The sequence below is a fragment of the Myxococcus sp. CA039A genome, assembly GCF_013336645.1.
GTDB classification, from domain to species: domain Bacteria; phylum Myxococcota; class Myxococcia; order Myxococcales; family Myxococcaceae; genus Myxococcus; species Myxococcus llanfairpwllgwyngyllgogerychwyrndrobwllllantysiliogogogochensis.
On the sequence record NZ_JABUMQ010000311.1, the window covers coordinates 1 to 13,528 of the forward strand.

Genomic DNA, 13,528 nt, shown 5'->3' on the forward strand with positions numbered 1-13,528 from the left:
CGGCGAAGGCGGGGCGGGCGCAGGGCCGGCCGGTGCTGGCGATGCCGGGGGATGTACGTCAGGCGGATGCGGCAGGCTGCAACGCCCTGCTGCGGGAAGGGCACGCGAGTGCGTGCCTGGATGCGAAGGACGTCTGGCGGGCGGTGGGTGTTGACCCTGGGTGGATGGTGGCGCCGGGAAAGGCTGATTCGTGGGAAGGGCTCTCCGCGGAAGCGCGGGGCGCCTATGCGGTGTTGGACCGGATTCCCCGGACGTTCGATGAGGTGCTGACCGGGAGCACCCTCACACCCGCGGCGCTCGTCAGCGCGCTGGTGGAGCTGGAGATGACGGGGCTGGTCGTCCAGCACCCGGGCAGGCTGTACGAGAAGATCTAGGTAGGAGAGTCATGGCCACGCGGACGAAGAAGAAGGCGGAAGAGACCGAGGCGACCGAGGAAAAGGCGCCCCGCGAGGCGGCCGGTCGCACGGCCGCCAAGAAGAAGACTGCGGCCAAGAAGAAGCCCGCGGCCAAGAAGACCGCGGCCAAGAAGACCGCGGCCCGCCGGCGTACCACCAAGAAGGGTGACGACGACTCGCTGCCCGCCGTGGACGCGGACGCCGAGGAAGAGGCCACGCCGCGCGGCAAGGGGCCGCACTACCTGGTCGTCGTGGAGTCGCCCGCCAAGGCGAAGACCATCAAGAAGTACCTGGGCTCCGGCTACACGGTGAAGGCGTCCGTGGGGCACGTGAAGGACTTGCCCAAGAGCAAGATTGGCGTCGACGTGGAGCACGACTTCCAGCCCGAGTACGAGGTCATCAAGGGCAAGGAGAAGGTGCTCAACGAGCTGAAGAAGATGGCGAAGTCCGCCGACAAGGTCTTCCTGGCCACGGACCCCGACCGCGAGGGCGAGGCCATTGCGTGGCACATCAAGGAAGAGCTGGCGCATCCGGACGCGATGCGGGTGACCTTCAACGAAATCACCAAGAAGGCCATCCAGGAAGCCATCGCCCAGCCGCGTGAGCTGAACCAGGACAACTACGACTCGCAGCAGACGCGTCGCATCCTGGACCGCCTGGTGGGCTATCAAATCTCGCCGCTGCTCTGGCAGAAGATCCGCCGGGGCCTGTCCGCCGGACGCGTGCAGTCCGTCGCGGTGCGCCTCATCGTGGAGCGCGAGGCGGAGATCAAGGCCTTCGTCCCCGAGGAGTACTGGACGCTCGACGCGCTCCTGGAAGGCCCCACCGGCCCGCCGCCGTTCAAGGCCAAGCTGTCCAAGGTGGACGGCAAGAAGGTGGAGCTGAAGGACCGCGCCATCACCGAGGGCCTGGTCAACGAGCTGAAGGACGCCGCGTTCTCCGTGGCCAAGGTGGACCGCCGCGAGCGGCGCCGCAACGCGCCCGCGCCCTTCATCACCTCCAAGCTCCAGCAGGAGGCGGCCAACCGGCTGTCCTTCACCGCGAAGAAGACGATGACGCTGGCGCAGAAGCTCTACGAGGGCGTGCCCCTCGGCGAGGAAGGCCAGACGGCGCTCATCACGTATATGCGCACGGACTCCACGCGTCTGTCGGACGACGCCGTGAAGCAGGTGCGGGAGATGATCGGCTCCAAGTACGGCGCGGAGTACCTGCCGGAAGAGCCGGTGGTCTACAAGTCCAGGAAGAGCGCGCAGGATGCCCACGAGGCCATCCGCCCCACGTCGCTGGAGTACCCGCCGGAGCGCGTGCGGCCCTTCTTCGACGCGATGGACGAGCAGGACATGTTCCGGCTCTACGAGCTCATCTACAACCGCTTCGTGGCGTGCCAGATGAAGCCCGCTGTGTACGACCAGACGAGCGCGGACATCGCCGCGGGCCGGGCCACGTTCCGCGCCTCCGGCAGCACGCTGAAGTTCCCCGGCTACCTCGCGGTGTACGGCGCGGGCCTGACGCCGGAAGAGGAGTCGGAGAAGGAGAAGGCCAAGGCCGCGGGCGAAGAGGGCGCGGATGGCGCCGACGCCGTGGGCGACCTGCCGCTGCTCAACGACAACGACAAGCTGGGCCTGCAGAAGCTCCTGCACGAGCAGCACTTCACCCAGCCGCCCCCGCGCTTCAGCGAGGCCACGCTGGTGAAGGAGCTGGAAGAGAAGGGCATTGGCCGCCCGTCCACCTACGCGGCCATCCTCTCCACCATCCAGGACAAGAAGTACGTGGAGAAGCTCGAGGGCCGCTTCCGGCCCACGGACCTGGGGCAGATGACGAACGAGATGCTCGTCAAACACTTCCCCCACGAACTGGACGTCACCTTCACCGCGACGATGGAGGAGAAGCTCGACCAGATCTCCGAGGGCGAAGCGAAGTGGGTGTCGGTGCTGCGCGACTTCTACGGGCCCTTCAAGGACACGCTCGAGAAGGCGAAGGCGGAGATGCGCGACGTCAAGCGCGAGGAGATCAAGACCGACATCGCCTGTGAGAAGTGCAGCAACCACTTCGTCATCAAGTTCGGAAAGATGGGGCACTTCCTCGCCTGTTCGAACTACCCCGACTGCAAGAACACCAAGGACTTCAAGCGGGATGCCGAGGGGAAGATCGTCATCGTCGAGGAAGAGACGACGGACGAGCTGTGCGAGAAGTGCGGCAAGCCCATGGTCATCAAGCGCGGACGCTTCGGGCGCTTCATGGCGTGCTCGGGCTACCCGGACTGCAAGACGTCCAAGCCCATCTCCATCGGCGTGGGTTGCCCGGAGTGCAAGCAGGGCTACCTGACCGAGCGCCGCAGCGGCCGCGGGAAGATCTTCTTCGGCTGCAACCGCTACCCGGACTGCCGCTTCGCCGCGTGGGACCGGCCCCTGGCGGAGGCGTGCCCGGATTGTGCGTCGCCGTATCTGCTCCAGAAGTTCTCCAAGCGGGACGGCGCGTACGTCGCCTGCCCGAACAAGGAGTGCGGTTACCGGCGGGAGGTCGCTGAGCAGTCGGGCGTCCCCACGGACCCGGGAACGTCGTCGGCGGCCTGAAAACCCAAGTGTTTACAGGGGGCTGGCCCGTCCGTGGCTTGACAGCTTCGGCGGGCCCGCCCTACAACCCGACCAATGATTTCCTCGGTGGTCAGCGAGCTGCTGGTCAACGCGAGCCTCGCGGCCGCGGACGCCGGAAAGCTCGGCGTCACGGACTCCGTCATCAAGTTCTTCAAGGATGGCGGTCCGTTCATGTTCGTGAACCTGTTCTGGCTGGCGTGCGCGCTGGCGGTGGCGTTGGAGCGCATCGTCACGCTGGTGTTCCGCTACAACCTGAACCCGGCGCCCTTCATGGAGCAGATCTCCAAGCTGGTGCGCGGCGGCAACCTGGACCGCGCGGTGAAGGTGTGCGGCATGGCGCCGACCGCGCCCCTGGCCAAGGTCATCCGCGCGGGGCTGGTGCACGCGAACCGGGGTGAAATCGAGGTGGCCAAGGCAGTGGAAGAGGCCCTCATCGAGCACAGCCCGCATGTGTCCAAGCGCATCCCCTGGCTGTGGTCCCTGGCGAACATCGCCACGCTGGTGGGCCTGGTTGGCACCATCTTCGGCCTCATCGGCACCTTCCAGGCGCTGGGCGACGTGCCGGCGGACCAGAAGCAGCGGCTGTTGTCGGACGGCATCTCCAAGGCGATGAACAACACCGCCTTCGCGCTCTCCATCGCGGTGGTCTGCATCATCTTCCACCTGTTCCTCACGTCGTACGCGAAGAGCATGGTGGAGAGCCTGGAGCTCAACGCGCTGAAGCTGGAGAACCTCCTGTCGCGTCGCGGCAGCGTGGACCCGGCGGCCACGGAGCTCGAAGCCCGCGCGTCGTAGGGCGGGGCGAGCGCGCGCCATGGCGTTCCACTACTCCCGCCGCAAGCTGAAGGTCCGCGAGGAAGAAGAGTCGGGCGAGCTGAACGTCGTCCCGTACCTCGACATCCTCATGAACCTCATCATCTTCATGCTGCTGTCGATCACGGGGCTGACCTCGTTCGGCATCCTCAACGTGAGCGCGCCAGGCTACGGCGCGCCGTCCACGGGGATGACGCCAGAGTCGCCGAGCGACGAGCCGAAGCTCACGCTGTCCGTGCTCATCTCCCGCAAGGGCCACTTCGTCAGCAGTGAGAACGCCATCCTCGGAGAAGGCGGCGCGCCCACGGTGCCGACGACCGCCGACGGCGTCTACGACTACGCCGCGCTCAACGCGTGGATGGTGAAGATAAAGACCGAGTTTCCCAAGGAGACGAAGGTCATCGTCGGCGCGGACGCGGATGTGCCCTACGACGTGCTCATCCAGACGATGGATGCGTTGCGCGAGGAGCAGGGTCCCCAGCGCCGGTTGCTGTTCCCCGATGTCACCCTGGCGGGGACCTGAGCCATGTCCTCCGAACCCATGTCGCACGCGCCTGATGCCGTCGACGAGGAGGCCCTGGCGCGGCTGCGCTTCCGCCGGGCGCTGTCTCGCAAGAAGCGCAAGGAGCGCGACGCGGCGGGAGAAATCAAGGAGCTGAACATCACCGCGATGATGGACATGATGACCATCCTCCTGGTGTTCCTGCTCAAGTCCTTCGCGTCGTCCTCCGCGGCGGTGACGGCCTCCGAGGACGTCCGGCCGCCCATCTCCACCACGCGCGCCACGCCGCAGGACACCATCGCCGTCACCATCACCGCCAAGAGCCTGCTGGTGGGGGAGCGGGAGGTGCTGCGGCTGCAGAACGGTCAGCTCCCCGCCGAGGCACTCCAGGGCCGGCTGGTGCTCCCGCTCGACGCCCGGTTCAAGAAGGAAGTGGAGAAGCTGAAGTACATCGCCGAGCGCAACCCTCAGGCGCCCTTCAGCAAGGAGCTGTCGGTCATCGCGGACCGCAAGGTCCCCTACGATTTGCTCCTCAGCGTGCTCTACACGGCGGGACAGAACGAGCTGGAGAACTACCGCTTCGTCGTCCTCAAGAAAGAGGGCGACTGAAGAACGAGCGGCGCTCCCCGGCGGAACCAGGGAGCGCCCGCCTGTCACGTCACCGGCACAGGGCTACAGCGACGGCGTCGCGTAGTGCCCGCCGCGTGTGTCCTGCTCGTGCTGCTCGGCGTCCTCCGCGCAGCGGATGGCGAAGGGCAGGGCTTCCAGGCGGTCCATGGAGATCTCCTGGCCGCAGTCCACGCACTCGCCGAAGACGCCCGTGTCCATGCGCAGCAGCGCGGCGTCGATGAGCATGACCTCGCGGCGCTGGGCCTCCATCAGACTGGACAGGGTGTAGTCCGCCAGCTCCGACTGGGCGTTCTCCTCGTACTCGGGATCCCGCTCCTGCTCCTTGAGCGCGGTCAGCTCGCGGTGCGTGCCGCTGCTGGTGGTGAGGATTTCCCGCCTGCGGCGCTGAAGAATCTCGCGAACCTTCAGCAAATCTTGGGCTCGGCTCATGGTGGCCTCGTTTCCGTGTTGCTGTCTTCGAGTGCGTTGTGCGCTCGCTCGGAAGAACGCTGCCTCGAGCGATGAACGCGAGAAACGTAGGGGTGCAACCCAGGTGGGGAAACCGCGCCTTCCAACCAGGGGCGAAGGTGGCTCGGGGGGCAGGCGGCCGGACGTGGGGCCCTGGACAAGACGCCGGGTTGACGCCCATGGCTTCGCGAGTGGGACAGGGCGTGCCAGTCCTGCTAACTGTTCGCTGACGGGCTGGCGCTCGGCGCTCCCGGGAGGAACAGGATGGCGGACGTGAAGCAGCAGCGGGTGACGGTGATTGGCGGCGGCCTGGCCGGTACGGAGTGCGCATACCAGCTCGCCCGCCGGGGTGTGCCGGTGGTGCTGCGCGAAATGAAGCCCCACAAGCGTTCTCCGGCGCACAAGTCGGATCAGCTCGCGGAGCTGGTGTGCAGCAACTCGCTGCGCTCGGACAACCCGGAGAGTGCCATTGGCCTGCTGCACGCGGAGCTGCGCTCGCTGGGCTCTCTGATTCTGAGCAGCGCGGATGCCCACCGGGTACCCGCCGGAGACGCGCTGGCGGTGGAGCGCGAGGGCTTCTCCAAGGCCATCACCGAGTCGCTGCTGCGCCAGGCGGGCGTGGAGCTGGTGGCCGGCGAGGTGGAGACGCTGCCAGAGGAGGGCCCCGTCGTTGTGGCCACCGGGCCGCTGACCTCGGATGCCCTCACTCGTGAGCTGGAGCGGCACGTGGGGCAGAAGCTCTATTTCTACGACTCCATCGCCCCCATCCTCTCCGGAGACTCCATCGACCTGACGGTGGCCTTCCGACAGAGTCGCTACGGCAAGGGCGGCGGCGACGACTACCTGAACCTGCCGATGAACCGCGAGGAGTACTACCGCTTCATCGCCGAGTTGAAGGCGGGGCAGAAGGTGGTGCCGCACAGTTTCGAGGAACCGAAATACTTCGAAGGCTGTCTGCCCATCGAGGTCATGGCGGAACGCGGCGACGACACCCTGGCCTACGGGCCGATGAAGCCGGTGGGACTCCGGGACCCTCGCACGGGCCAGGAGCCGCACGCGGTGGTGCAGTTGCGCATGGAGGACCGCGCCGGTACGTCCTGGAACATGGTGGGCTTCCAGACGCGCCTGACGTGGGGCGAGCAGAAGCGCATCTTCGTCTCCTGCATCCCCGGCCTCCAGAACGCGGAGTTCCTCCGGATGGGGCAGATTCACCGCAACACCTTCATCGACTCGCCCCGGCTGCTGTCGGCTGACTTGTCCCTGAAGACCGAGCCCCGGGTGTTCTTCGCGGGGCAGGTGTCCGGCGTGGAGGGGTACGTGGAGAGCGCGGCGTGTGGCTACCTGGTGGCGCTGGCGCTGCACGCGCGCTTGAGCGGGAAGGAGTGGGTGCCGCCCCCGGCGACGACGGCGCTGGGCTCGCTGTTCCGTCATGTGACGGGCGAAGCGCACCCGCCGGACTACCCGCATCAGCCCTCCAACATCATCTATGGCCTCTTCCCGCCGCTGACCGGGCGGATGAAGAAGGCGGACAAGCGGGCGGCGTACTCGGCCCGCGCGAAGCAGGACCTGGCGGCGTGGCTGCCGCACGCGGGTGTCCCCTCGTCGGGCACCCCGGAGCTTGAGGAGCAGAGGAGCGCATGATGCGGCCGAGGCTGGGACGACTTCTGGGCGCGGGCCTGATGGCCTCGCTCATGGTGGCGGGCACGGGGTGCAAGAAGGGCGAGGACAGCGGGGCGAAGGGGAATGCCCCCGCCGCGACGGCCTCGGGTGGCTCCGCGCCTCCGAGCCGCGCGTCCGCGCCGAGCAGCTCCGGACGTGGCGCGCCCGCTGGAGCAGGGCAGGGCCTGCTGCTGGCGGCGGGCCGCGCGGCGGACCTGCGGCTGACGTCGGACGGACGCTTCGCCACGTACCTGTTGAACGGGCAGAAGCCCCGGCTGGACGGCGTGCCTCCGCAGATGTTGCTCGGGGAGCTGTTCGTGGTGGCCGTGGAGGGGGGCGAGCCGCGCAAGCTGGGCGACAGCGTGACGAACGTGCCGGGCGGGCTGCTGTTCTCGGCGGACTCGAAGCACGCGCTGTACCTCACCGGCTACAACCCGGCCTCGCAGTCCGGCTCGCTCAACGTGGCGGTGCTGGATGACGCGAAGGCGGAGCCGACGGTGCTGGGCACGGCGGTCAGCTACATGCTGCCGTCGCCGGACGGGACGAAGCTGGCCTTCGTGGACGGCGGCAAGTTGAAGCTGGGCCCGCTGCCCTCGGGGCCGTTCGTCGACGTGGCGGCCGAGGTGAGCACCGCGCAGTTCACCTCCGACAGCAAGACGCTGCTGCTCAAGCGGCGGCTGTCCGCGGCGGGGGGGCTCGCGGCGGTGTCGGTGGAGAAGCCCGAGGAGGCGCCGCGCAAGCTCGCGGACCAGGTGGGTGACTACGCAGTGTCTCCGGATGGTCAGCGCGTGGCCTTCCAGGTGCGCAGCGAATCCGTGCGCGGGCTCTACGACTTGTACCTGGCGGAGCTGCCGGGGCAGAAGCCGAAGCGGCTGGCCGTGGCGGCGCAGGCCTTCGGGTTCTCTCCGGATGGCAAGTGGCTGGCGCGCTCGGAGAACGGCAAGCCGGACGTGCCGGGTGACTTGTATGTGGGCCCCGCCTCCGGCGGGCCGGGCCGCAAGGTGGGCGAGCGCGTGGAGATCTTCTCCTTCTCCCCGGACTCGCAGGCCGTGGGCTTCCTGGACAGGTACGACGTGACGGCGCGCGCGGGCTTGATGGCCGTGGCCTCGCTGCCGGATGGCGCGCCGAAGCGGGTGGGGGACCGTGTGCCCAACTTCGTCTGGGGCTCGGACGCGCGCTACGTGGCCTTCCTCTCGCGCTTCCTCAAGCCGGAGTACTCCGTGGACCTGATGCTCTATCCCCTGGGCGCGGAGAAGGCGGAGAAGGTGCACCGGGGCGTCTTCGGCTACGGCTTCATGCCGGGCAACGGGCAGGTGGTGTTCCGCGCCAACTGCATCCGCAACGGACGCGCGTGTGACTTCAAGGCGCTCGAGCTGCCCCAGAAGGCGGACCCGCAGACGTGGCTCCAGGGCATCTTCAGCTACAAGCTCTCCGCGGATGGTCAGCGCGTGCTGGCGACGTCGGCGCGGATGGACTCGGACACGTACGACATCGCCGTGTACGACGCGAAGACGCAGGCGCGAAAGCCGTTGGACCAGGGCGTCCAGGTGCCGGTGTACTTCGGCGGCAAGGATGACTCGCGCGCCGTGTACATCATCTCCCAGGGGCCGAAGGCCGGCGTCTACAGCGTGTCGGCCCTCCCGTAGTCGCGCGTCGCGTGGGGTTCACCGGAGCGTGAGTTGGAAGCTCACGCCTCCGGGCCCGACGCTGAAGCCCGCGTGGGGGCCGAAGAGGAGCAGGGAGAACAGGGCCATGCCCAGGCACATGAGGGCGACCTTTCGACCCGTGCGCAGGGAGTGGAAGAACGTCGTCTCGTAGTTGGCTCCCACGAAGCGCAGCGCGAAGAGCAGGCCAACGGGCAGCAGCGGCGTCTCGTTCACCGTGAACCAGAGGGTGGAGAGCGCGAGCAGTTGGTAGTAGCGCTTGCGGCTCAGGTGGAAGCGGTCGTCGTATTCGGCGGCGGCGTGCATGGGCTGCCTTTCTTTCGTGCGAGGCCAGGTGTGCCGCCGCGTCGATTGCAGGGGGCTCGCCACTCGCAGGCGCACGTCGTTCCGGTGGCTTGGAACGCGCCGTCGTCCGGGTGATGGGACACCCGGTCCGACGTGACAGCCGAGCGGCTGGCCTCATGGAGAGACGCTGCTTCGGAGCCGTGCGAGGTGACGTCGGGTGTGCTTAGGTCCGCCGCCTGTATGACTTCGACTCCGCTCACCTATCGCCGCTATGGCGGCTCGCTTCAGGTCGACATTCCTTCCTTCGATGTGCTCGTGGAGGCCGCGCGCATTCCCGAGACGCAGTGGATCGCCACGGCGTGTCCGCTGGAGGGGCTGAGCTGCGACCCGGCCTTCCTCAAGTTCCTGGACACGGACGGCAATGCGCGCGTCCGCGTGGCGGAGGTGCGCGCCGCGGTGGCCTGGGCCGCGAAGCACTTGAAGGACCGGCGCGGCGCGGACGCGAACAGTGATGTGCTGGACTTGAACGCGCTGTCCTCGGACGCGGCCTCGCTGCGGACCGCGGCGGAGATGATTCTGCGCACGGTGGGCGCGCCAGACATGGGGCGCATCTCGCTTGGCCAGGTGCGAGCGAGCGACCTGGAGCTGCGCAAGTCGGGGCAGAACGGTGATGGCATCATCGCCCCGGAGCGCCTGCCGGAGTCCCTGCGCCCGCTCGCGAAGGACGTCATGGCGTCCTTCCCCGAGTTGAAGAACCGCTCGGGCGAGGCGGGCGTGGACCGGCCGATGCTGCAGCGCTTCCGCGAGGCTCGCGAGGCGCTGCTGGCCCATCTGGGCAAGCGTGGCGACGTCTTCGTATGGGGCGAAGAGAGCGAGTCGCGCGCGCGACGCATCCGCGAGGTGGCGCCGCTGCTGGACACCTACTTCCTCCAGTGCCGCCTGGTGGCGGTGCAGCCGGAGGCCGCGGCCAACTTGAGGCTGCGCGCGGAGCGGGTGGAGAGCTCGCTGGGTGACTCGGCCGCGCTGGGCAAGGCGGCGGGGGATCTGCCCATCGCGGTGCCGGAAGCCTCGGGCGTGTTGGAGTGGGCGCGGCTCTTGCGCGGTCCCTCCTATGAGCAACTGCAGTCGTTCCGTCGCGACGTCGCCGCGCCGGTGACGGGAGACTCGGAGCGCCTGTCGGACACGGCGTGGCGCGAGCTGGTGGCGAAGGCGGACGCCGTGCTCGCATGGTTCACCCAGCGCGAGGCGAACCCGGTGCACAAGCTGGCCGACTCGCTGCCCACCGTGTCGCTCACGGACCTGGACGCCATCGATGCGGCCAGTCAGGCGGACCTCTCGCTGGCGCCCACGCTGGCCGCCATCGTCGAGCTGGAGCGACTGGTGCTCTACCAGCGCTGGCTGCTGGTGTTCGCCAACAACTTCATCAGCATGCCCAACCTCTATCTCCCCAAGGCGCCCGCGCTGATGGAGAAGGGGACGCTCATCCTCGGCGGACGCAAGTACACGCTGTCGGTGCTCGCGAAGAACCGCGCGGAGCACGCGGCGCTCACGAGCCAGGGCACCACGTGCATCCTCTACGTGCTGGTGGCGCCCAAGGACGGCACGCCCGGCTACGAGGTGGCGGTGCCCGTCACACGCGGCCGGAGCACGGACCTGGTCGTGGGCAAGCGCGGCGTCTTCTACGACGTGGATGGCCAGGAGCACGACGCCACGGTGACGCATGTCGTCCGCCAGCCCGTGTCGCTGTGGGAGTCGATGACCATGCCCTTCACTCGCATGGCCTCGTTCATCACCGGCAAGATTGAAGGGCTCGCGTCGGCGGGAGAGAAGACCTTCGACGCCACGCTGGAGCAGGGGTATTCGCAGACCGTGGCTGCGGCGCCCGCTCCCGTCGCGGCTCCGGCGGCGGCTCCGGCCCCATCTCCCGGTGGGCTCGCGGGAGTCATCGCGGCGGGCAGCATCGCGGCGGCGGCGTTGGGCTCGTCCTTCGCGTTCATCGTCACGCAGGTGAAGTCGCTGACGATGGTGGACGTCATCACCGCGGCGTCCCTCATCGCCATCGTCGTCATGGCGCCCGCGGGCCTGCTCGGCTGGCTGAAGCTGCGGCGCCGCAATCTGGCGCTGCTCCTGGAAGGCTCCGGCTGGGCGCTCAATGACCGCCTCATGTTGACGCATGGACTGTCCACGCTCGTGACACGGCGTCCCAGGCTGCCCCGGGGAGCGCGCGTGGACCGACGGGACATGGTCCGCCCGGCGATGCTCGCCCAGCAGGACGAGGATGGCGAGACGGAGGGGCTGTCCGGCTGGGCTCGGTTCGGGCTCGGGGCGCTCATCTTCTTCGTGCTGCTCTGGCAGGTGCGCAACCCCATCCTCACGTGGATGTGTGAGAAGGCGTGGCTGTCGGACGCCACGTGTGTCGCGCTGCTGCCCGCGCCGACGCCCGTGGTTCCGGTCGTTGCCCCCGCCGTGCCGACGAAGTAGGGGTTTCGCGGGGCCCGGAATCTTGCGAGCCTCTCCGGGCCCCCTACGCTGGCCTCGCCATGACGACCCTCTCGCCGCTGCTGGAGAAGTTCCGCGTCCACCTGGAGGACGAGAAGGGGTCGTCACCGCACACGGTGCGCAACTACCTGGTCGACCTGGTGGACTACGAGCGCTACCTCGTCGAGCGGATGAAGCTCTCGCTCCTGGCCGGCTCCCACGCCGCCATTCGCGGCTACCTGGGCACGCTGAGCGTGGACCATGCCCCCGCGAGCCGCGCCCGTCGGCTCGCCTCCATCAAGTCCTTCTACAAGTACCTGGTGCGGCAGAAGCTCCTGCCCGCGAGCCCCGCGAAGCTGGTGAAGAGCCCCAAGCTGCCCAAGGCGCTGCCCAAGGTCCTGCCGGTGGAGGAGGTCTTCGCGCTGCTGGACGTGCATGACTTGAAGACGGTGCTCGGGCTGCGCGACAAGGCCATCCTGGAGTTGCTCTACGGCGGCGGGCTTCGCATCAGCGAGCTGTGTGACTTGGACCTGCTCGCCGTGGACCGGAGCGGGCGCATCGTCCGGGTCATGGGCAAGGGCAGCAAGGAGCGCCTCGTCCCCGTCAACGCGCAGGCCATCCGCTCGCTGGAGGCATACCTCGCCCGGCGCGGGGAGCTGCTGGCGGAGCCGAAACCCAGCCAGGCTCCAGAGGCCATCTTCCTCAACTTCCGTGGGGGACGGCTGACGCCTCGGAGCATCCGCCGACACCTGGACGCGCACGTGCTGAAGTGCGCGCTGGCGCGCAAGGTGAGTCCACACGCGCTGCGTCACTCCTTCGCCACGCACCTGCTCGGAGGGGGCGCGGACATCCGCAGCATCCAGGAGCTGCTGGGCCACGCGAGTCTGTCCACCACGCAGCGGTATACCCACGTCAGCTGGGAGCAGCTCCAGCAGGTCTACGACGCGGCCCATCCCCGGGCGTGAGGGTGCGCCTCGCCGCTCCCTGGCGCGAGGAAACGGTGCGGGAGCGGACAGGCAGGCGGTGTTCCTTGGAAACGCGGGGCGCGGCTTGTTAAACCCGCTCCATGTTCCACGGAACCACCATCCTCTGTGTGCGGCGTGACGGGAAGGTCGCCATCGCCAGCGACGGGCAGGTCTCCCTCGACAAGACGGTGATGAAGAACACGGCGAAGAAGGTTCGCAAGCTGGGCGAGGGCCAGGTGCTCGCCGGCTTCGCGGGCAGCACCGCCGATGCCTTCACCCTCTTCGAGCGCTTCGAGGGCAAGCTCAAGGAGCACCAGAAGAACATGGCGCGCGCCTGCGTGGAGCTGGGCAAGGACTGGCGCACCGACAGGTTCCTTCGTCGGCTGGAGGCGCTGCTCGTCGTCGCGGACAAGGACAAGACGTTCATCCTCTCCGGGGCGGGTGACGTGATTGAGCCGGACTACGGCATCGCCGCGGTGGGCAGCGGCGGCCCGTACGCGCTCGCCGCCGCGCGCGCGCTCATGGCGCACACGCAGATGCCCGCGCGGGACGTGGCGCGGGAGTCGCTCTCCATCGCCGGCGAAATCGACATCTACACCAACGCCAACATCTCCCTCGAAGAGCTCTAGGAGCCCCCCGTGGCCGAATCGCGAAAGCCGTCCGCCTTCACGCCTCGCGAGGTGGTGAGCGAACTGGACCGTTACATCGTCGGGCAGAACGCCGCCAAGCGCGCGGTGGCCATCGCCCTGCGCAACCGGTGGCGCCGTCAGCAGGTCAATGACGACCTGCGCGACGAAATCCATCCGAAGAACATCATCATGATTGGACCCACCGGCGTGGGGAAGACGGAGATTGCCCGCCGGCTGGCGAAGCTCGCGCAGGCGCCCTTCGTGAAGGTGGAGGCCTCCAAGTTCACCGAGGTCGGCTACGTGGGCCGCGACGTGGAGTCGATGATTCGCGACCTCGTCGAGAACGCCATCTCCCTGGTGCGCGAGGAGGAGACGGAGAAGGTCCGCCCCCGCGCCGAGGAGCTGGCCGAGGACCGGCTGATGGAGCTGCTCCACAGTGGCGGCTCCCGTCCTCCTCCGCCCCCGCC

Annotated in this window: 12 protein-coding genes and 1 pseudogene; 11 read left to right on the forward strand and 2 right to left on the reverse strand. The window is 68.3% G+C overall.

Features of this window, described 5'->3' with window-relative positions; translation table 11 throughout:
• The 5 genes and pseudogenes from HR086_RS37150 to HR086_RS37170 all read left to right on the forward strand — a co-directional run.
• Positions 1-374, forward strand: a pseudogene (locus HR086_RS37150) (DNA-processing protein DprA); the annotation flags it as partial.
• 11 nt (positions 375-385) lie between these two features.
• A complete protein-coding gene (gene topA, locus HR086_RS37155; RefSeq protein WP_174462355.1) occupies positions 386-2,968 on the forward strand; it encodes a type I DNA topoisomerase in 2,583 nt (860 codons plus the stop codon).
• Positions 2,969-3,043: 75 nt separating this feature from the next.
• Positions 3,044-3,784, forward strand: coding sequence for a MotA/TolQ/ExbB proton channel family protein (locus tag HR086_RS37160; protein WP_141648809.1), 741 nt, complete (start codon positions 3,044-3,046; stop codon positions 3,782-3,784).
• A 19-nt stretch (positions 3,785-3,803) separates the two neighbouring features.
• Positions 3,804-4,325: a biopolymer transporter ExbD gene (locus HR086_RS37165; RefSeq protein ID WP_174462356.1), complete on the forward strand. Its 522-nt coding sequence runs from the start codon at positions 3,804-3,806 to the stop codon at positions 4,323-4,325.
• 3 nt (positions 4,326-4,328) lie between these two features.
• On the forward strand, positions 4,329-4,913 hold the full coding sequence (locus HR086_RS37170) for a biopolymer transporter ExbD (protein WP_254623699.1): 585 nt from the start codon (positions 4,329-4,331) through the stop codon (positions 4,911-4,913).
• 63 nt (positions 4,914-4,976) lie between these two features.
• Here the strand turns inward: HR086_RS37170 and HR086_RS37175 are convergent, their stop codons facing one another.
• Positions 4,977-5,363 carry a TraR/DksA C4-type zinc finger protein gene (locus HR086_RS37175; protein ID WP_141648807.1) on the reverse strand — a complete coding sequence of 129 codons (387 nt, stop codon included), beginning with the start codon at positions 5,361-5,363 and terminating at the stop codon, positions 4,977-4,979.
• Between the two features lie 282 nt (positions 5,364-5,645).
• Between HR086_RS37175 and trmFO the strand changes: the two genes are divergently transcribed.
• Together trmFO and HR086_RS37185 are read left to right on the forward strand one after the other, a co-directional pair.
• Complete coding sequence (gene trmFO, locus HR086_RS37180; RefSeq protein WP_174462357.1) at positions 5,646-7,022, forward strand: methylenetetrahydrofolate--tRNA-(uracil(54)-C(5))-methyltransferase (FADH(2)-oxidizing) TrmFO; 1,377 nt, start codon at positions 5,646-5,648, stop codon at positions 7,020-7,022.
• Positions 7,019-8,686: a PD40 domain-containing protein gene (locus HR086_RS37185; protein ID WP_174468007.1), complete on the forward strand. Its 1,668-nt coding sequence runs from the start codon at positions 7,019-7,021 to the stop codon at positions 8,684-8,686. The genes trmFO and HR086_RS37185 overlap by 4 nt, the downstream gene beginning before the upstream one ends.
• An 18-nt stretch (positions 8,687-8,704) precedes the next feature.
• Here the strand turns inward: HR086_RS37185 and HR086_RS37190 are convergent, their stop codons facing one another.
• Entirely contained in the window at positions 8,705-9,010 is a 306-nt protein-coding gene (locus HR086_RS37190) for a hypothetical protein (RefSeq protein ID WP_174455219.1), read from the reverse strand.
• A gap of 219 nt (positions 9,011-9,229) precedes the next feature.
• Between HR086_RS37190 and HR086_RS37195 the strand changes: the two genes are divergently transcribed.
• The 4 genes from HR086_RS37195 to HR086_RS37210 all read left to right on the forward strand — a co-directional run.
• On the forward strand, positions 9,230-11,470 hold the full coding sequence (locus tag HR086_RS37195; RefSeq protein WP_174455220.1) for a kinesin: 2,241 nt from the start codon (positions 9,230-9,232) through the stop codon (positions 11,468-11,470).
• A gap of 59 nt (positions 11,471-11,529) precedes the next feature.
• Complete coding sequence (locus HR086_RS37200; protein WP_141646351.1) at positions 11,530-12,432, forward strand: tyrosine recombinase XerC; 903 nt, start codon at positions 11,530-11,532, stop codon at positions 12,430-12,432.
• 101 nt (positions 12,433-12,533) lie between these two features.
• Positions 12,534-13,061 carry an ATP-dependent protease subunit HslV gene (hslV, locus tag HR086_RS37205; RefSeq protein WP_141646352.1) on the forward strand — a complete coding sequence of 176 codons (528 nt, stop codon included), beginning with the start codon at positions 12,534-12,536 and terminating at the stop codon, positions 13,059-13,061.
• 9 nt (positions 13,062-13,070) lie between these two features.
• The coding region (locus HR086_RS37210; RefSeq protein WP_174468008.1) for an AAA family ATPase at positions 13,071-13,528 on the forward strand (458 nt) is incomplete at its 3' end.

What these genes read in the sequence shown, in the direction of transcription:
- HR086_RS37190 (WP_174455219.1), bottom strand. Translation starts at nt 9,010, where the DNA reads ATGCACGCCGCCGCCGAATACGACGACCGCTTCCACCTGAGCCGCAAG.
- hslV (WP_141646352.1), top strand. Translation starts at nt 12,534, where the DNA reads ATGTTCCACGGAACCACCATCCTCTGTGTGCGGCGTGACGGGAAGGTC.
- HR086_RS37200 (WP_141646351.1), top strand. Translation starts at nt 11,530, where the DNA reads ATGACGACCCTCTCGCCGCTGCTGGAGAAGTTCCGCGTCCACCTGGAG.
- HR086_RS37160 (WP_141648809.1), top strand. Translation starts at nt 3,044, where the DNA reads ATGATTTCCTCGGTGGTCAGCGAGCTGCTGGTCAACGCGAGCCTCGCG.
- trmFO (WP_174462357.1), top strand. Translation starts at nt 5,646, where the DNA reads ATGGCGGACGTGAAGCAGCAGCGGGTGACGGTGATTGGCGGCGGCCTG.
- HR086_RS37195 (WP_174455220.1), top strand. Translation starts at nt 9,230, where the DNA reads ATGACTTCGACTCCGCTCACCTATCGCCGCTATGGCGGCTCGCTTCAG.
- HR086_RS37185 (WP_174468007.1), top strand. Translation starts at nt 7,019, where the DNA reads ATGATGCGGCCGAGGCTGGGACGACTTCTGGGCGCGGGCCTGATGGCC.
- HR086_RS37165 (WP_174462356.1), top strand. Translation starts at nt 3,804, where the DNA reads ATGGCGTTCCACTACTCCCGCCGCAAGCTGAAGGTCCGCGAGGAAGAA.
- HR086_RS37175 (WP_141648807.1), bottom strand. Translation starts at nt 5,363, where the DNA reads ATGAGCCGAGCCCAAGATTTGCTGAAGGTTCGCGAGATTCTTCAGCGC.
- HR086_RS37170 (WP_254623699.1), top strand. Translation starts at nt 4,329, where the DNA reads ATGTCCTCCGAACCCATGTCGCACGCGCCTGATGCCGTCGACGAGGAG.
- topA (WP_174462355.1), top strand. Translation starts at nt 386, where the DNA reads ATGGCCACGCGGACGAAGAAGAAGGCGGAAGAGACCGAGGCGACCGAG.